We start from the raw sequence: 18,003 nt of genomic DNA, 5'->3' as shown, positions 1-18,003 counted from the left end.
GCTGACCCCGCACAACGTGGCGACGCGACGGGAGACGGCGAGGCGTCGAGACGCGGCGACCGGACGCGACGGACTCAGGCGGCCTGCTGGTCCGCCGTGCGCTTGATCGCGGAGATCTCGAACTCGAGGGTGATCTTCTCGGAGACCAGCCATCCGCCCTGGTCGAGCGCCATGTTCCACTCGAGGCCGAACTCGCGGCGGTCGATGCGTCGGGTCCCCTCGAAACCGGCACGGACTGCGCCGAAGGCATCCGTCTGCACGCCGGTGAACTCGATCGGGATCGTGAGCGGCTTGGTGATGTCGCGGATCGTGAGGTCGCCGGAGACCACGAGCGCGTTCTCACCCACCTCTTCGATGCGGGTGCTGCGGAAGACGATGTCGGGCCACTGCTCCACATCGAAGAAGTCCCCGCTGCGCAGGTGCTCGTCGCGCTGGTCGTTGCGGGTGTCGACACTCGCCACCTTGAGCACGACCTCGGCCGTCGACTTCTCCGGGTCGTCGAAGTCGGCGTGCAAAGTTCCCGTCACCTCGTTGAACGCGCCGCGGACGTTCGCCACCATGGCGTGCTTGGCGGAGAAGCCGATGCGCGTGTGGGCGGGGTCGAGGTCCCAGTCGCCGCTCAGGTCGGGTCCGTTGTCGGTCATGATCTTCCTATCGGTCGTTGCATGAGCTCCCACAGTCTCTCATCCGTGGGTTGATCGAATGCCCAGAGCCATCAGCACCGAGCGCGTGAGCAGCCGATCGCGACGACGCATGCGGTGCGCGAACCGGATGAGCGGCAAGGCCTCGCCGTCCGCCGGGCCGCGCTGGGGGCCACAATGCGTCACACAAGAGTGCTAGGTCGAGATTACCGTGCACCCCGAGTACGGGCAGACAGCTTGCGTGCGGGATCCGCGGCAGCGAGGATGCTCCGCCGCGCGGACTCCACGGATGCCTGATCCCCCGCCGTGATCCGCACGGCGCCGCTGCGCTCGACCGTGATCTGGGCGCCGGATTCACGGCAGATCGCCTGGATGGTCTGGCCGCCTCTTCCCTTCACGCGCCCGACCGCACCGGGGACGATCGGGAACTCGGCGACATACGTCCACGCCGTGGACTTGACCACCACTTCGCTGGTGCTGGGCCACGGCTCGGCCACCCACACCTTGAGCAAGCGTCCGTCGAAGTCGCCCTCCAGCCGCACGCTGTCCTCGCCGCGATCACGCAGCACGCGAGCGGGCTTCACCAGAACGGATTCGAGTTGCCGCGGGTCGACGCCGCGCTGGAGCATCCGCTCCCTGGCGTGCGCCGTGTACCTGACCGGAGTGCCGACGGCGCCGAGGGTTCGGCCATGACGGCGGGCGTTGCGCCGCGCCGCCCACGCAAGCAGGACGATCGCGACGATGACGGCCACCAGGGAGAACGGGATCCACAGCCACGATCCCTGCATGCGTGCCTCCTTCTTGGTCGGGGTCATTGTCCACACGAATTCGCACGGTGGCAACTGCTACCGGTGCGCTCCTCGATCGGGTTCGGTTGACTCGACGGTCCATCGCGATCGTCGCCCGCGATATGGACGCGACATGGAAGAGAGGACCAGCATGAGCGACTCGGGTGCTGCAGGACACACGGCGACGCTTCCCCGTGGAGGCGGCCCGCACAACAGCAGAAGAGAGAACGCGGAGAAGGGTTTCAGCGCATCCAAGCAACTGACGAACTGTCTGCAGGAGGTGCTCGTCGACCTTCTCGAGCTGTCGCTGCAAGGCAAGCAGGCGCATTGGGCAGTGGTCGGCAAGAACTTCCGAGACCTCCACCTTCAGCTGGACGAGATCGTGGCGGATGTCCGCCGCTTCAGCGACACGATCGCCGAGCGCCTGCGCGCGCTTCACGCCGTGCCGGACGGACGATCCGACACCGTCGCTGCCACGACGACGCTGCCGGCGTTCCCGAACGGGGAACGGGACACGGCGGAGGTCGTCGACCTGATCACGGCACGGATCGACGCGACGGTCGGCACGATGCGTCGTGTCCACGACGACGTCGACGCAGAGGACCCGACGAGCGCTGACGTTCTGCACGCCATCATCGAACGGCTCGAGCAGCTGTCCTGGATGGTGAGCGCAGAGAATCGCTCACCGCGGCCATGAGGCGATTCCGCACGACCGCCGGGTGAGCGGTCCCTCCGCGCCGGCCGACGCCGGCCTGTGGCTGGTCGTCAGGCGACCGTGGCCGATCCCGCGACGCGCGCGGACGCCAGTCGGTCGACGGATGCCTTCACTGCTTCCGCGATCACCCTCGCGACGGCATCCGGTTGCGACACCGACAGCGCGTGGGATCCGCCCTCGATCTCCGTCGTTCCACGCGACGACGCACGTGCAGCGCCTGCGCGGTGGACGGCGACGGGGATGTTGCGATCCTCGTCGCCGAAGACGTGCCACGAGGGGATGTCCTTCCATGCCGGTCGAGCTGTCGGGAGCGGCTCGGTCAGGGCAGCCTGGGTCACGGCGCGCTGGGTCGCCGCCATGAGCGCGGTCTGATCCTCCGGAACGTCCGCGGCGAACTGGCTGCGGTACAGGTCAGTCCGGATGACGAGCTCCACGCCACCTGTCGACAGCTGCCGCGCGTCGAGCGCGTCGCCGAGTGTGCTGCCCGGCTCGCTGGTGGAGAGGTCGAACGCGTTCTGACCGGTCTCCGGGACGAAGGCGTTGACGTAGACGAGCGCGATGACGGACTCGTTCCGCGCCGCAGCCTCTGTGATGACGAGTCCTGCGTAGGAGTGGCCGACGAGCACGACGGGACCGCCGACAGATGCGATGACATCTCGCACATACGCGGCATCGCCCGCCAGGCTGCGCAGCGGGTTCCCGATCGCCACGGCGTGCAGGCCGTGCTCGCTCAGGCTGCGGATGACGCCGTTCCAGGATGCGGATTCCGCGAAGGCGCCGTGCACCAGGACGATGGTGGGCTTCTGGTCGTTCATGGTCTCTCCTCGATTCGTTGTGGCCCATTGCCGATGGGCTGAACATGGATTCGTGCGCCGGATCGAGAGGACGCCGGCGACATCAGGTGAGACAGCGCAGGCGCGCCGCTTGTGACGGCCGGGAACGACATCCGGCGATCTGCACCTTCGCTGTCACAGATCGAGGACTCGTCCTGTCAGACCTGTCGAGGGAGCATTCGGCCGGACGGCCGAGCCCGGCTGTCGGCCAGAGAAGAGCTCGGCTCTCAGCAAGAGAAGAAGGAGTGGGCAATGAAGATCACGGTGGTCGGCGGCACGGGACTGATCGGCGCGAAGCTCGTGCGCCTGCTGCGCGAACAGGGTCACGAGGTCGTCGCCGCTGCGCGGTCGACCGGGGTGAACTCGTTCACCGGTGACGGGCTCGAGGCGGCCCTGGAGGGCGCGGAGGTCGTCGTCGATGTCTCCAACGCGTCGTACTCCGACGAAGAGGGCGCCAGGGAGTTCTTCGCCACCTCGACCGAGAACCTGCTGACGTACGGCGACGAGGCCGGCGTGAGGCATCACGTGGCGCTGTCCGTCGTCGGGTCCGATCGGCTCGCCCGGCACCTGGGCGGATACTTCACCGCGAAAGCGGAACAGGAGCTCATGATCCAGAACTCGGGTCACTCGCACTCGATCGTGCAGGTGACGCAGTTCTTCGAGTTCGTGCGCGGCATCAGCGCCTCCGCGATCGACGTCGACGGTGTGGCGTTGGAGAACATCCTGATCCAGCCCATGGCCGCGGATGACGTCGCTGCCGCGCTGGCATCCGTCGCGTGCGGACTGCCGGTGGAGGGAACCGTGGAGTTCGCCGGGCCGGAGGTGTTCAGCTTCGCAGAGCTCGCACGAAGGGAACGCCACGTGGGTCGGGATCCCCGAGAGGCCGCGCCCGACGTGCTCGGGACCTACCGCGACGTGCGGCTGGGCACGCGGGACCTTCTCCCCGGACCGGATGCCGCACTCGCGCCGACCACGTTCGACGAGTGGCTTCACGCATCCGCTCTCCCGGCTCAGACCAGCGGTGTCTGATACACAGACCCAGGGGGTGTGCGCAGTGTTCGAAGCGCGGACGCGCCCCAGCGGATCTCGATCGGGACGGATGAGAGCGGCACGACGGATGGATGCGACGGAGCACTTCGGGGTCGACGAAGCTGCGGCGGAGTTCGAGCGGTCGCGGCGACGGCTGTTCGGGATCGCCTACCGAATGCTGGGCAGCGTGGCGGATGCGGAGGACATCCTGCAGGAGGTCTGGATCCGCTGGCAGACCACGGACCGCGACGACGTCACGGAGCCGGCCGCGTTCCTCACCACGATCACCACGCGTCTCTCCATCAACTCGCTCCAGTCCGCGCACACCCGTCGAGAGACGTACATCGGACCCTGGCTCCCGGAACCTGTGAACACGGAGAACGACCCGGCTCTCGGTGCCGAACGCGGCGAGGCTCTGGAGTACGCCGTTCTCCTTCTTCTCGAGAAGCTGACGCCGACCGAACGCGCCGCGTACGTGCTGCGGGAGGCGCTTGACTACCCGTACGAGCGGATCGCCGACATCCTGCAGTGCACGGAAGCAGCGGCCCGTCAGCTCGTCAGCCGGGCGAAGAAGCACCTGCAGTCCGAACGGAAGGCCGAGGTGGCCTCGGCCGATCAGCGACGGCTGCTCACCGCGTTCCTCGCCGCCGCGCAACAGGGGAACGTGGACGAGCTCGAGCAGCTGTTCGTCTCCGACATCGTCAGCCTCACGGACGGGAACGGGGCGAAGCTCGCGGCGCGCATCCCGGTCGCAGGGGCCCTGCGCGTGGCCAAATTCGTCGCGGCCTTCTCCTCGCATTTCTGGACGGGCAAGTCCATCGACTGGGTCGAGATCAACGGACGTCCGGGCGTCACGCTGTCCGAGGACGGCATCGTCACGACCGCTCTCACGCTGACGGTGTCCCCCGAGGGGATCACCCGCCTGCTCTGGGTGATGAGCCCTGACAAGCTGCGCCACGTCTCGATGGCCTGAGCATGACCGCGTGGAAACCGCGGCGGAGTCCCGTCGCGGAACTGCTCGCTGCGTGGGAGAGCGGCGACCTCGCCGGGCTCATCGAGGTGATGCATCCGCGAGCGACGCTGACCATCGATGGCGGCGGCACGATCCCGGAGGTGCTGCCGACGACAGGGGCGCTGGCCGCGGCATCCGCCCTGATCGCCGTACGCGACGAGCTGCCGGGCTGCACGCTTGCGATCGGCGAGGTCAATGGCACGCCGGGGATCGTCATCCGCTCGCACGATCGCGTGGTCGGAATCGTCGCCGTGTCGGCACACGGCGCGAGGGTGAAGTCGCTGTGGGCCGTTCTCAACCAGGCGAAGCTGACGCACTGGAATCGCGGCTGAGCCTCACGGCCGTCACAACACCGGCCCCGTTCCTGTCAACACTGCAGGGCGTCGATCGGCGCCCCACAACGTGAAGAGAGGTACGGAAATGGCAAGGATCATCGTCGTCGGCGGCACGGGTCTCATCGGGTCCAAGGTGGTCGCGAAGCTGCGCGAGCACGGTCACGAGGCCGTCGCGGCTGCTCCCAGCACGGGCGTGAACACCATCACGAACGAAGGCGTGTCGGATGCCTTGGCCGGGGCGGACGTCGTGGTGGACGTCGCGAACTCCCCCTCGTTCGAGGAGAAGGCCGTCTTGGAGTTCTTCGAGACCTCAACGGGCAACCTGCTCGCCGCGGAGCGCGGAGCCGGAGTGCGACACCACGTCGCCCTGACGATCGTGGGAACGAACCGTCCGCAGCACATCCCGTACTTCGCAGCGAAGACCGCACAGGAGAAGCTCATCCGCGAGTCGGGAATCCCGTACTCTCTCGTGCACGCGACGCAGTTCTTCGAGTTCCTCGGCAGCATCGCCGACATCTCCACGGAAGGCGACACGGTGCGGCTTCCCGGAGCACTCATCCAGCCCATGGCCGCCGAGGATGTCGCCACCGCCGTCGCGCGCGCGGCAGCCGGAGACCCGATGGGCGAGATCGAGGTCGCAGGACCCGAGCAGTTCGGGCTGGACGAGTTCATCCGCCGCGGCCTCGCCTTCCGCAAGGATCCGCGCACCGTCGTTCGCGACGACACCGCACCGTACTACGGCGCCGTGATCGAGGAGCGCACGCTCGTCCCACTCGACGGAGCCACCCTCTTCGAGACCCGTCTCGAGGACTGGCTGCCCGCGAACCCGCCGCGCACGTAGAAGCGGGACCGTACGCGGATGGTGGGTGGGGTGCTCGGCGCCTCACCCACCATCGCGTGGGCCAGAGTCCGGTTTCGCGGGTCACCCGCGGGTCTCGGTGTGTTCGGCCGTTGTTTCGACGATCGACACGATCAACGGTTGACGTCCGACCACTATCTGATGCAACCTCAGTTATCGACCGGCGGCCGCAGGATCGTGGACGAGGCCGATCCCAGCACGTCGGCGATGCCGACGCGACGATCAGAGGAGCGCGATCATGGCCGAGCAAGCACGTCCCGTCGTTTTCATCCACGGACTGTGGCTTCATGCCACCAGCTGGCAGCCCTGGATCGAACGCTTCCAAGCCCGCGGATACGCACCGGTCGCCCCCGGCTGGCCGAACGAGCCGGCAACGGTTGCCGAGGCGCGGGCGAATCCCGAGGCCGTGGCGAACATCGGCATCGACGAGGCCGCCGCGCGCTACGCGGAGGTCGTGTCGGGACTGAGCCCGGACACCATCCTCATCGGGCACTCGTTCGGCGGGCTTCTCGCCGAGAAGCTGCTCGGTGAAGGCATCGGAGCGGGCGCGGTGGCGATCGATCCGGCGCAGATCAAGGGCGTCCTGCCCCTTCCGCTCGCGCAGCTGCGGTCCGGATTCCCTGGGCTCGGCAATCCGGCGAACCTGCACCGCGCGGTGTCGCTGACGGCTCCCCAGTTCCGGTACGGGTTCGGCAACGCCCTCACCGAAGAGGAGTCGGATGCGCTCTACGAGCGCTGGACCATCCCATCCCCTGCTCGCCCGCTCTTCCAGGCGGCCGCCGCGAACTTCGTCATGCACTCGGCGGCGGCGGTCGACACGAAACGCGACCCGCGCGGACCACTCCTCCTGATCTCCGGTACGGCTGACCACACGGTCCCGGATGTGGTCACGAAGTCGACATTGAAGCAGTATCGCGACTCGATGGCCGTCACGGAGCTCAAGCAGTTCGAAGGCAGGGGCCATTCGCTGACGATCGACCACGGCTGGGGCGAGGTCGCAGACGCCGTCCTCGAGTGGCTTTCGGCGCAGGGACTCTGACATGGAGCTCGGCCTCGACGGCGCCATCGCCATCGTCACGGGCGCCGGTCGAGGCATCGGCCTGGCGGTCACGCGTGCCCTCCTCGCCGAGGGCGCTCGGGTCGTCGCCGCGTCGCGCAGCATCACGCCGGCGCTCGCCGAGCTTGCCGACGGCGGCGCCGTCGAGGCCGTCGCTGCGGACCTCACGGATCCCGCCGTCCCTGACCAACTCGTCGCACGGGCGTCGGCCCTCGGTCCGCTCCGCATCCTGGTGAACAACGTCGGCGGGGTGCGGCCGCGCACGGGAGGATTCGCATCCGTCACCGACGACGAGTGGATGGGCACGTTCCAGCTCGACGCGCTGAGCGCCATCCGGATGACACGGGCCGTGCTCCCGACGATGCGGAGCGCCAGGCGCGGCGCCGTGGTGACCGTCGCATCCGTGAACGCGAAGCTGCCGGATCCGGCCGTCATCGACTACAGCGCAGCGAAGGCGGCGCTCGTGAACTTCTCGAAGTCTCTGTCGAAGGAAGTCGGAGCGGACGGCATCCGCATCAACACCGTGAGCCCCGGGCCGGTCGCCACCGACCTCTGGCTCGGCCACGACGGCGTCGCCGACACGATCGCCGCGGCCGGCGCCGATCGCGCGCAGGTCGTCGCCGGCGCCGAGGCGTCGATGGTCACCGGACGCTTCACGAAGCCCGAGGAAGTCGCCGCGCTCGTGGCGTTCCTCGCGAGCGACGTCGTCGCGGGCAACACGACGGGAGCGGACTACGTGATCGACGGCGGGCTGACGGCGGAGCTGTAGCGTCGCCTCGGAGTCGTCGTGACACACCCTTCGGTGTCGTGCCGGATGCCAGGGAGTCCCGCAGCTCTTCGGTGATCTCGGGTTCAACACGCCGTGGATCCGTGTAGCGTTCACCTGCACTTCACCCTTGCGTCCCGATCCGCTCCACGTGCGCGGTTACGCTTCAGAGCGCCGGGCGGCGGAAGACGCGCTCGGCTGCGATCCCGATGGGGGTTGGGATCGTCGTTGAGCCCTGGCCTTTCGGGTGGGCCAGGGCTCAACAGTTCCTCAGTGTCCGCGAAGCCAGATCGGGTTCGTGAGCGCAGCCATCGAGCCGAAACTCAGCGACGGCCCCATCGACGTGCCGCCGGCAGAGCCGTCCGCCATCGGATGCCGCACCTCCGCCCGCACGAACGCGGCGATCTCGGGACGCGTGATCCACGTGACCGTTCCCGCACCGGATGCCGGTAGTTGCGTCTGAAGCATCTGCCCTTCATCCGTGAAGAGCCGGACGGTGCCGTTCGGAACACCCGCGACGCCAACGGTGACGGTGACGTCGTCGCTGCGGTCGGCCTGCAGGATGTCGCCGATCCCGACCGCGTGCCCCTTCGTGCTGGTCGCCGTGAACGTCAGCTGCACATCGGCGGACTCAGCGATCCAGGATCGTCCGGCCTTGAGCCCGGCGAGGATCGCCTGACGAGACAGCTCGTCGGCGAGCACGACGTTGTGGGGCAGGCCGATCACGTCGGTCGGATTGTGCGCGTCGCTGTTGCCGAACGCCGGCAACCACTTCTTGCCGGTACGGGCGGATTCCGCGAGAAGGTTGGCCCAGGTGGAGACGGCGGCATCGTCATCCCATCCCCACGGTCCGGTCCAGACCTCGGTGCCATCGAGGCCGTCCCAGCCGAACTTCCACTCGGCGCCGATCCACGGGCAGTACATGTGCGCGGAGACGTTGAGGCCGCCGTCGGCACCGACGCGTCTTTGGAACGCGGGGAAGACGTTGTCCCGCGAACGGTACCGCCAGTCGATGAAGTCGCCGGGCTTCGTGCCGAGAGCCAGCCAGTGTCCATTGCGCGTGGTGACCTCCTCACCGGTGATGACGAGCAGATCATCGCCGGCCAGCGGTCCCCACACGCCGTGCGAGGCCGTCGTGTTGTGGTCGGTGGACACCATGAAGTCCAGGCCGCGCGCCCTGGCACCCGCGGCAACGTTCTCCGGGGTGTTGCGTCCGTCCGAGTACACGGTGTGCAGGTGGCAGTCGCCGCGGTACCAGGCGCGGCCGCGACCCTTGGCAGAGGTGGCCGGGTAGGCGGGAGCGAACGCCTTGCCGGGAGCGCCAGCGGTCAGCGTGACCTGCACCTCGTAGTCCATGCCCTGCGGGACCACTTGATACGGACCGAGGACGACGTGCCAGGTTCCCGGCATCACGTCGCCGGGAAGATATCCGGGCGTGGCCTCGGACCTGCTGATCGCGAACTCGGTGCGGAAACCACCTGACCACCCGCGGAATCCCGCCCCACCCACATCGATGCCGCGCGCATCGAACATGCCGATGTCACACGAGTTGCCCGGTGTCCCCGCTGGAGCCGACGGCTTCGAGTAGCTGTACGAGACGGCGATCTGCGTGATGCCGGCCGGAACGACGACGGGAAGGTAGACGAAGTCGGGGGCGCCCGCATCCAGGTGTCCGCTGATCGTCTTGGACTGGGATCTGCTCGGCGTCGCGGCGTGGGCTGCGTCAGCGAACACCATCGGGGCGAGCGCGATGCCCGTGCCGGTGCCCAGGGCGGCAAGCAGAGCGCGCCGCGAGAGGCCACGACCGGGGGCGGGTGTTGCGGTGTCATCCTGAGTGTGCATGGCACCGAGGGTGCCGAACGGAAACGCCCGGCAGGCGACAAGGGCGTGAACGGGAGATCAACCCTGGGGTGTCTACCAGCGAATGGGGGGTGCGTTACGCATGCCCCGAATCTCCGGGAATATCCAGCGTGCATCATCTCCCTCGTCACGAGCAGCGGTCACGCCGACTTGGCGAACTCCGGATGTCGCGCTCCGCCTGCGCAGCCCAAACGATCGCGCCGTCGCCGTGGCAGCCGCCCTGCAGCAGCGGAGTAGAGCAGGTTTTCGGTGAACGGGGTGAGCCGCATGGCCTGGTCGAGGAACAAGTCGATGGTTCGCCGTCGGATGGCGCCTGGCTGGATCAGAACAGACCTCGGCGGCGAGGGTGCCCCTACGCGATCGAGGAGAACGTCCCGAATCTCGTGGACGTGCTGACCGCCAATCTCGGCACCCCCGGCTCGAGTATCTCGACGTCCAGGGACGAACCGTCCCTTGTGCCCGACAACCGACCCCACGACGCTGCGTCATCGAGCATGTGAAGGGGCTCTCGGCCGGTCCGGCGCGCCGGGTTCCGACGCGGCAGCGCACAGATCCGCACTCCGTTCCTCGGACGTCCGCTCCCGAGCTCAGCTCGGCTAGTCGCCTGCCGAGTAGACGCAGCCTCGAACATCGGAGCCATCAGCGTTCTGCACGTCTTCGTCGGCGACGCCCGGGAAGAACCACCCGACATTCTCGTATGCGGAATGGCCGTCGCATTCTCCGACGTTGCTGGCGATGACTTCAGCCGCTTGCGGAGTGCAGTTGACGACGGCCTGTCCGGGCGGCACATAGCAGGAAGTTCCGTAGCCGATCGCAGTCGGGCTGCCCCAATTGATCCACGTGATGCTTGTCACGACACCAGTCGGATCGCCACCGTTGTCGATGATGGACGGCTCTGTCGATCCAAAACCTCTGACGCCCTCGGTCGTGCCTCCGAACGCGTTGGCTGTTGCCAGGACAAGCGACGTCGGAGCGGGAGTCCCGTCTGCTCCGGGCGCGGAGCCCGATGCTGGGGTGGACGGCGGGGGCGTCACTGCAACTGTCACAGTCGCGGTCGTCTGCGAGGAGGGCTGTGACGTGCAGCCCGCCAACCCGCCGATCAGCAACGCACCCGCGACAACGAGAACGACAGCCTGGAGACGCGATGCCCGGTCGACCATGGACGCAAACTAGCAGGCGCCAGAATGTGAGTCCACCTCATATTTGACGTGCGGGCACACTGGGAGCGTCTTTCCGCAGTCGTGGTCGGCGAGGATGTGCGCTGGGTCCACGTCGCTGGTTCCGGCGCGCCACATGCGGCGTGCCGGCCGCGCGACGGGGAGGACCGATCACGAGGCGGAGGAGGAGCGCCCCCGTGGTGGCGCCGGAGCTGGCCGATAATCCCGGCAATCGTGAAACCTCAGTTCCGAGGCAAGCGAAAACCCCCGGATCCCTTGTAAACACGGGGATCGCGGGGGTTCTCTGCGGCGGTACCGGTGGGATTTGAACCCACGGATGGCTTGCACCATCACATGTTTTCGAGACATGCTCCTTCGGCCGCTCGGACACGGTACCGCGGTCTACTGTACGCGACGCCCTGGCCCCGCACCAATTCGAGGCGACCCGGCGGACGGCACATCGTCAGCGTCCCTCAGCCATGGTCGGACCATGCATTCGCTCGTCCATGACACCCTCGAGCCGCGCCCGACGCCGCCCCTTCACCCGGCGGACATAGGGTGATCGCGTGACGAAGAGCGGACGGATGTCGCGAGGCGCCGCTACCTGGCTGGTGGCGGCATCCGTCGGGCTGTCCGTCGTGGCCACGAGCATCGCGTTCACACGATCGGCGGTGCGTCGCACGCGGTCGGCCGCCGCGGAGCTGAACGACACGCTGCCGGTCAACTCGGCGTGGTGGCGCGCCAGGGCGAAGCTCGACGGCGAGCTGCTCTACGTCGCGCTCGGCGACAGCGCAGCACAGGGCATCGGCGCCAGTCGTCCCGAGTTCGGGTACGTGGGCATCCTCGCGGAGCGCATCGCGCAGCGTTCCGGATGCTCCGTGCGCACCGTGAACCTCGCCGTGTCCGGCGCAACGGTCTCGCAGGCGGTCGACTACCAAGTGCCGCGGCTCAAGGCGCAACGGCCCGATGTCGTTACCGTGTCCATCGGCGCGAACGACATTTCTTCCTGGGATGCCGTCGCCTTCGAGACCTCGCTCGCCACCGTCTTCGACGCCCTCCCGCCGCACGCGATCGTCGCCGACCTGCCCTGCTTCTACCTGCCGCACAACGAGCGTCTCGTCGCCGAGGCGAACCGCACCGTACGCCGGCTCGCCGCCACGCGCGGGCTCGTCGTGGCCCCGCTGCACGAGACCACGCGACGGCCCGGTCTGTTCGGCGTGCTCACCATGTTCGCCGGGGACCGCTTCCATCCGAACGACCGCGGATACCGCGTGTGGGCATCGGCCTTCGCACCGCTCGTGGATGCCCGCGTCGACCAGGTCGTCGCCGAGCGCGCCGCCGAGGCGCCGTCCGAGCCCTGACGCCTGAGCCCTGAGCCCTGAGCCCTCATGCTTGAGCGTGCACGCTGAGCTCGGCGGCCGGGCGCAGGTCATCGGGGCGTGTGCCCCGGGCGGGTGTTTCCGGGGCCCGCCGATGCGGTGCGCGTGCGGATGTCTCTCCCTCCCCAGCCGCGCATCCTCCACAACTCGCGCCGCGGCATGCGCCCACGTCGGAGGGCACCCCTAGCCTGAGTCGTGATCGCAATCGCGCATCGGAGGGTTCATGGCGAAAACGCAGAGCGGATACCGCTGCACCGTGTGCGGCTGGACGACAGCCAAGTGGGTGGGGCGCTGCGGTGACTGCCAGGCGTGGGACACCATGACGGAGGTGGTGCAGACATCCGCCCGGCTCACCCCGGCACGGATCGCGGACGATCGCGCGGCCACCCCGATCACCGAGATCTCGACGGATGCCGCCTGCCACTGGCCCAGCGGCATCGGTGAGTTCGATCGCGTGCTCGGGGGCGGCGTCGTGCCCGGTGCGGCCATCCTGCTGTCCGGCGAGCCGGGCGTCGGAAAATCGACACTGCTGCTGGAGGTGGCGTCGCGAACCGCAGCCGCGAAGTCGCGGGTGCTGTACGTGTCCGCTGAGGAATCCGCGGGCCAGGTGCGGCTTCGCGCCGAGCGGACCGGCGCGCTTCATCCGAACCTGTATCTGGCGGCCGAGACGGACCTCGCCACGGTTGTCGGACAGATCGACAAGGTCGATCCACAACTCGTCATCGTCGACTCCGTACAGACCATCGCCAGTGCGGGCCTCGACGGCATGGCCGGCGGCCCGAGCCAGGTGCGCGAGGTGGCGACCACGCTCATCCGCGTGGCGAAGGAGCGCAACCTTCCTGTCCTGCTCGTCGGCCATGTCACCAAGGACGGACAGGTCGCCGGACCCCGCGTGCTCGAGCACCTCGTCGACGTCGTCTGCCAGTTCGAGGGCGACCGACAGACCGCACTTCGCTTCGTTCGGGCTCTGAAGAACCGGTTCGGGCCGACCGACGAGGTCGGATGCTTCGAGATGTCCGGCGACGGGATCGTGGAGGTCCCGGATCCGAGCGGGCTGTTCCTCAGCCGATCATCCACCCCGGTGTCCGGCACGTGCGTCACCGTGGCGATGGAGGGTAAGCGCGCCATCCCTGTCGAGGTCCAGGCGCTGGTGATCGACAGCTCCGCGCCCAACCCACGACGAGTGACCAGCGGAGTGGATGCGGCCCGCCTCGCGATGCTGCTCGCGGTGCTCGAGAAGCGGGCGAACATCCGGGTGTCCGACAAGGACGTGTACGTCTCCACCGTTGGCGGCGTGCGCCTCACCGAGCCCGCCGCGGATCTCGCCATCGCGATCGCCGTCGCATCCGCCGTGCGTGACAAGGCGATCGGGCACGACACCGTCGCTTTCGGTGAGATCAGCCTCGCCGGCGAGGTGCGTGCGGTCACCGCTTCCCGTCAGCGCGCCGCAGAGGGCGCGCGCATGGGCTTTCGAGAACGGATCGACGCTGAAGCCGGCGGCGTGGCCGCCGCGCTCCGGCTGGCCTTCGCAACCGGTCTCACCGAGCGCGAACGGGAGTTGGACGCGGCGTTCTGATCAGCGAACGCGCTCAGTACAGCAGGAACTGCTTCGTCGTCTTCGACGTGACGCCGTTGACCTGAACCTTCAGGTGATACGACGCTCCGGCGGCGGGCACGGCCTCGCGCTGCTTGTCACCGCAGGTCGATGGCGCCGAACGGGTGCGGTCCCAGGCGATCGGCGTCGAGGTGAGCGTCTTGCCCGGCTCCAGGAGCACGACGGTGCTCTTCGGATCCGTCTGGCAGTCGGTCGACTTCCAATACACCTCGGTGCCGCTCGTGATCGTGAAGGTCTGCTTGGCGGTGCCGACATCGAAGGCGCACGCCTTCGAGCCCCTGTTCGTGATCGAGAACGACAACTGAGGCTGGACGCCGGCGCTGTACGTGTTCGAATCCGTCGCCGACTCCACATCGATCGCGGATGCCGCACACGTCTTGCCCGCCGTCGTCGCCGCCGTGGTCGGCACCGTTGTCGGGTCGGTCGTGGCCTTGGGGGTCGAGGTCGAGGTGTTGGTGGGGGCTGTGGCCGAGGCATCCGATTTGCCACGCGGCGCGAAGACGATGAGGAGGATCACGACGATGATCGCCAGCAACGCCAACCCCACCACGAGCCGACGACGCCAGTACACCCTGCTCGACTGCGGGCCGATCGGATGCTTCAGGCTCGACATGCCAACAGATTAAGCGGCACCCCTGCGGCAGCTGTGGCAACTCGCCGGGCGCGTGCGGCAATTCCGGGCTGGCGTCATGGTAGCGGGCCGCGCCGAACGGATCGCAATCGTTCCTACAGGTGCTTGATCATGCGGGTGTTGCCGAGCGTGTTCGGCTTCACCCTGGCGAGATCCAGGAACTCGGCCACACCTTCGTCGCGGCTGCGGAGCAGTTCGTTGTAGACCTCGGGATCCACCGTCTCGTGCCCCATGTCTTCGAACCCGTGACGAGAGAAGAACCTGACCTCGAACGTGAGGCAGAACAGGCGACTCAAACCGAGCCCGACGGCGTCGTACTCGAGCCGTTCCAGCATGGCGTGGCCCACCCCGCGACCTCGCCACGTGTCGGCGACGGCGAGCGTTCGCACCTCACCGAGGTCTTCCCACAGCACGTGGACCGCGCCGCATCCGATGAGCTCGCCCTCGAGATCCTCCGCCACGCGGAACTCCTGCAGCGCCTCGTAGAGAGTGACCCGCTCCTTGCCGAGCAGGATGCGGCTGTCGACCAGCGGCTGCACGAGACGCTGGATGCCAGGAACGTCACTGGTCCGCGCGCGTCGCACGCGGAATCCGCGAAGTTCGGTCGTCGAGATCGGCTCGGTGAGGAGGTCTGCCACGCGATTCAGTCTACGGACGGCGTACCGCTGATCGAGCTTGTCGGAACCAGCCGCCGGTTGAGCTCTGCCTGCGGAGGACGACGAAGGGGCCGGACCCCATGGTCCGACCCCTTCATGCCGTGAGAACGGTGGATGCTACATGCCTGCGGCGAGGTCCGGCGTGGCCGACCCGGTTCCGACGGTTCCCGCGGAGATCGCGCCGACCGGATCCTTGCGGGCCGCGGTCGTGAACACGAACTCGTTGTTCTGGAAGTCGACCGTCACGTGGTCGCCCGCGTTGAGCTCGCCGTGCAGGATCTTCTCGCTGAGGCGATCCTCCACCTCGTGCTGCACCGCGCGGCGCAACGGACGAGCACCGAGTGCCGGGTCGAATCCGACCTCGATGAGCTTCTCTTTCGCGGCCTGCGTGAGCTCGATCGTCATGTCGCGGTCGAGCATCCGCTCGCCAAGGCGCTTGACGAAGAGATCCACGATCTGCAGCAGCTCGTTCTTGTCGAGCTGCGGGAACACGATGATCTCGTCGACGCGGTTCAGGAACTCGGGCTTGAAGTTCTTCTTCAGCTCCTCCTTCACCTTGCCGCTCATGCGGTCGTAGCCGGACTGGCTGCCTGCGTCGCCCTCGGCCTGGAAGCCGACGGGTCCGCCGGAGATGGCGGCCGTTCCGAGGTTGGTCGTCATGATGATGACCGTGTTCTTGAAGTCGACGACGCGGCCCTGGCCATCCGTCAGACGTCCCTCCTCCAGAATCTGGAGCAGCGAGTTGAAGATGTCGGGGTGCGCCTTCTCGATCTCGTCGAACAGCACGACGCTGAACGGCTTGCGGCGCACCTTCTCGGTGAGCTGGCCGCCCTCTTCGAAGCCGACGAACCCGGGAGGGGCACCGAACAGTCGCGAGACCGTGTGCTTCTCGCCGTACTCGGACATGTCGAGCGAGATCATGGCCGACTCGTCGTCGAACAGGAACTCGGCGAGAGCCTTGGCCAGCTCCGTCTTACCGACACCGGTCGGGCCGGCGAAGATGAACGAGCCGGATGGGCGGTGCGGGTCCTTCAGGCCCGCACGCTGACGGCGGATGGTGCGGGAGAGCGCCGAGATGGCCTCCTCCTGACCGATGACCCGCTGGTGCAGTGCCTTCTCCATGAAGACGAGCCTGCTGGACTCCTCCTCGGTGAGCTTGAACACCGGGATGCCCGTCGCCTGTGCCAGAACTTCGGCGATGAGTCCCTCATCCACCTCGGCCGTGGTCTTCACGTCACCGGAACGCCACTGCTTCTCAAGACGGAGACGCTCGCCGAGGAGGTTCTTCTCCTCGTCGCGCAGGCTCGCGGCCTTCTCGAAGTCCTGCTCCTCGATCGCGGCTTCCTTGCGCTCGCGCACCTTGGCGATCTTGTCGTCGAACTCGCGCAGCTCCGGCGGGGCGGACAGGATCGACAGGCGCAGGCGTGCGCCGGCCTCGTCGATCAGGTCGATCGCCTTGTCGGGCAGGAAACGGTCGCTGATGTAGCGGTCGGAGAGGTTCGCGGCCGCGACGATGGCGCCATCCGTGATCGACACCTTGTGGTGCGCCTCGTAACGGTCGCGCAGCCCCTTCAGGATGTTGATCGCGTGGGGCAGCGACGGCTCAGCCACCTGGATGGGCTGGAAGCGGCGCTCGAGCGCGGCATCCTTCTCGAAGTGCTTGCGGTACTCGTCGAGCGTCGTCGCACCGATGGTCTGCAGCTCGCCTCGGGCGAGAAGCGGCTTCAGGATGCTCGCCGCGTCGATCGCGCCCTCTGCGGCACCCGCACCCACCAGGGTGTGGATCTCGTCGATGAACGTGATGATGTCGCCGCGCGTGCGGATCTCCTTGGTCACCTTCTTGAGGCGCTCCTCGAAGTCGCCGCGGTAGCGGGATCCGGCGATCAACGATCCGAGGTCGAGCGTGTAGAGCTGCTTGTCCTTCAGCGTCTCCGGCACGTCACCGCGCACGATCGCCTGGGCAAGCCCCTCCACGACGGCGGTCTTGCCCACGCCGGGCTCACCGATCAGCACCGGGTTGTTCTTGGACCGGCGCGAAAGGATCTGCATGACGCGCTCGATCTCTTTCTCGCGCCCGATCACGGGGTCGAGTTTGTTCTCGCGCGCAGCCTGCGTGAGGTTGCGTCCGAACTGGTCGAGGATCTGGCTGCCGCCCTGAGCACTCTGCTGCTCGTTCGCCCCGACCTGCACCTGCTCCTTGCCCTGGTATCCGGAGAGCAGCTGAATGACCTGCTGGCGCACGCGGTTGAGGTCGGCGCCGAGCTTCACGAGAACCTGGGCTGCGACGCCCTCGCCCTCGCGGATCAGGCCGAGCAGGATGTGCTCGGTCCCGATGTAGTTGTGGCCGAGCTGCAGCGCCTCGCGCAGCGACAGCTCGAGCACCTTCTTGGCGCGCGGGGTGAACGGGATGTGCCCGGTCGGCTGCTGCTGGCCCTGACCGATGATGTCCTGCACCTGCTCGCGGACGGCATCGAGGGAGATCCCCAGCGACTCCAGGGCCTTCGCCGCGACGCCTTCACCCTCGTGGATCAGGCCGAGCAGGATGTGCTCGGTCCCGATGTAGTTGTGGTTGAGCATCTTGGCCTCTTCTTGGGCCAGGACGACGACTCGGCGAGCTCGGTCGGTGAATCTCTCAAACATGTGGTCACTCCTCGCGGGGCCGCTGGCGGG

At 67.7% G+C, this 18,003-nt stretch carries 17 protein-coding genes and 1 tRNA gene; 9 read left to right on the top strand and 9 right to left on the bottom strand.

Annotation, left to right across the window (positions count from 1 at the left end):
• Positions 1 to 74 precede the first annotated feature (74 nt).
• Positions 75 to 644, bottom strand: a complete 570-nt coding sequence (locus ACX9R5_RS06015) for a YceI family protein (RefSeq protein ID WP_459408089.1) — start codon at positions 642 to 644, stop codon at positions 75 to 77.
• A gap of 203 nt (positions 645 to 847) precedes the next feature.
• Positions 848 to 1,429, bottom strand: coding sequence for a KH domain-containing protein (locus ACX9R5_RS06010; protein WP_459408088.1), 582 nt, complete (start codon positions 1,427 to 1,429; stop codon positions 848 to 850).
• 151 nt (positions 1,430 to 1,580) lie between these two features.
• Between ACX9R5_RS06010 and ACX9R5_RS06005 the strand changes: the two genes are divergently transcribed.
• On the top strand, positions 1,581 to 2,126 hold the full coding sequence (locus ACX9R5_RS06005) for a Dps family protein (protein WP_459408087.1): 546 nt from the start codon (positions 1,581 to 1,583) through the stop codon (positions 2,124 to 2,126).
• Between the two features lie 68 nt (positions 2,127 to 2,194).
• Here the strand turns inward: ACX9R5_RS06005 and ACX9R5_RS06000 are convergent, their stop codons facing one another.
• Positions 2,195 to 2,959 carry an alpha/beta fold hydrolase gene (locus ACX9R5_RS06000; RefSeq protein ID WP_459408086.1) on the bottom strand — a complete coding sequence of 255 codons (765 nt, stop codon included), beginning with the start codon at positions 2,957 to 2,959 and terminating at the stop codon, positions 2,195 to 2,197.
• A 270-nt stretch (positions 2,960 to 3,229) separates the two neighbouring features.
• Here ACX9R5_RS06000 and ACX9R5_RS05995 point away from each other — a divergent pair, with 270 nt between their 5' ends.
• The 6 genes from ACX9R5_RS05995 to ACX9R5_RS05970 all read left to right on the top strand — a co-directional run bounded on the left by ACX9R5_RS05995 (position 3,230) and on the right by ACX9R5_RS05970 (position 8,038).
• On the top strand, positions 3,230 to 4,006 hold the full coding sequence (locus tag ACX9R5_RS05995; protein ID WP_459408085.1) for an SDR family oxidoreductase: 777 nt from the start codon (positions 3,230 to 3,232) through the stop codon (positions 4,004 to 4,006).
• Positions 4,007 to 4,094: 88 nt separating this feature from the next.
• Positions 4,095 to 4,979 (top strand): RNA polymerase sigma-70 factor, encoded by an 885-nt coding sequence (locus tag ACX9R5_RS05990; RefSeq protein WP_459408084.1) that lies wholly within the window; start codon positions 4,095 to 4,097, stop codon positions 4,977 to 4,979.
• A 2-nt stretch (positions 4,980 to 4,981) separates the two neighbouring features.
• A complete protein-coding gene (locus ACX9R5_RS05985) occupies positions 4,982 to 5,350 on the top strand; it encodes a sigma-70 family RNA polymerase sigma factor family protein (protein ID WP_459408083.1) in 369 nt (122 codons plus the stop codon).
• Positions 5,351 to 5,438: 88 nt separating this feature from the next.
• Positions 5,439 to 6,194 (top strand): SDR family oxidoreductase, encoded by a 756-nt coding sequence (locus tag ACX9R5_RS05980; RefSeq protein WP_459408082.1) that lies wholly within the window; start codon positions 5,439 to 5,441, stop codon positions 6,192 to 6,194.
• Between the two features lie 256 nt (positions 6,195 to 6,450).
• Positions 6,451 to 7,251, top strand: a complete 801-nt coding sequence (locus ACX9R5_RS05975) for an alpha/beta hydrolase (RefSeq protein WP_459408081.1) — start codon at positions 6,451 to 6,453, stop codon at positions 7,249 to 7,251.
• A 1-nt stretch (position 7,252) separates the two neighbouring features.
• The gene (locus tag ACX9R5_RS05970) at positions 7,253 to 8,038 is read left to right on the top strand and encodes an SDR family NAD(P)-dependent oxidoreductase (protein WP_459408080.1); all 786 of its coding nucleotides are present in this window, start codon (positions 7,253 to 7,255) and stop codon (positions 8,036 to 8,038) included.
• Positions 8,039 to 8,305: 267 nt separating this feature from the next.
• On the opposite strand, the gene ACX9R5_RS05965 is transcribed toward ACX9R5_RS05970, so the two are convergent.
• The 3 genes from ACX9R5_RS05965 to ACX9R5_RS05955 form a co-directional block, all read right to left on the bottom strand.
• Entirely contained in the window at positions 8,306 to 9,877 is a 1,572-nt protein-coding gene (locus tag ACX9R5_RS05965) for a CehA/McbA family metallohydrolase (RefSeq protein WP_459408079.1), read from the bottom strand.
• Between the two features lie 614 nt (positions 9,878 to 10,491).
• Positions 10,492 to 10,749, bottom strand: a complete 258-nt coding sequence (locus ACX9R5_RS05960; protein ID WP_459408078.1) for a hypothetical protein — start codon at positions 10,747 to 10,749, stop codon at positions 10,492 to 10,494.
• A 613-nt stretch (positions 10,750 to 11,362) separates the two neighbouring features.
• Positions 11,363 to 11,449 (bottom strand) — tRNA-Ser (locus ACX9R5_RS05955).
• A gap of 169 nt (positions 11,450 to 11,618) precedes the next feature.
• On the opposite strand from ACX9R5_RS05955, the gene ACX9R5_RS05950 reads away from it, so the two are divergent.
• A complete protein-coding gene (locus tag ACX9R5_RS05950; protein WP_459408077.1) occupies positions 11,619 to 12,413 on the top strand; it encodes an SGNH/GDSL hydrolase family protein in 795 nt (264 codons plus the stop codon).
• A 241-nt stretch (positions 12,414 to 12,654) separates the two neighbouring features.
• Complete coding sequence (gene radA / locus ACX9R5_RS05945) at positions 12,655 to 14,007, top strand: DNA repair protein RadA (RefSeq protein ID WP_459408076.1); 1,353 nt, start codon at positions 12,655 to 12,657, stop codon at positions 14,005 to 14,007.
• Between the two features lie 13 nt (positions 14,008 to 14,020).
• Here the strand turns inward: radA and ACX9R5_RS05940 are convergent, their stop codons facing one another.
• The 3 genes from ACX9R5_RS05940 to ACX9R5_RS05930 all read right to left on the bottom strand — a co-directional run bounded on the left by ACX9R5_RS05940 (position 14,021) and on the right by ACX9R5_RS05930 (position 17,973).
• Entirely contained in the window at positions 14,021 to 14,659 is a 639-nt protein-coding gene (locus tag ACX9R5_RS05940; protein WP_459408075.1) for a hypothetical protein, read from the bottom strand.
• Between the two features lie 113 nt (positions 14,660 to 14,772).
• A complete protein-coding gene (locus ACX9R5_RS05935) occupies positions 14,773 to 15,315 on the bottom strand; it encodes an amino-acid N-acetyltransferase (protein ID WP_459408074.1) in 543 nt (180 codons plus the stop codon).
• Positions 15,316 to 15,450: 135 nt separating this feature from the next.
• Complete coding sequence (locus ACX9R5_RS05930; RefSeq protein WP_459408073.1) at positions 15,451 to 17,973, bottom strand: ATP-dependent Clp protease ATP-binding subunit; 2,523 nt, start codon at positions 17,971 to 17,973, stop codon at positions 15,451 to 15,453.
• Positions 17,974 to 18,003: the final 30 nt, after the last annotated feature.

The sequence above is a fragment of the Rathayibacter sp. CAU 1779 genome, assembly GCF_054551755.1.
This window is presented reverse-complemented; position numbering and strand designations above follow the sequence as displayed.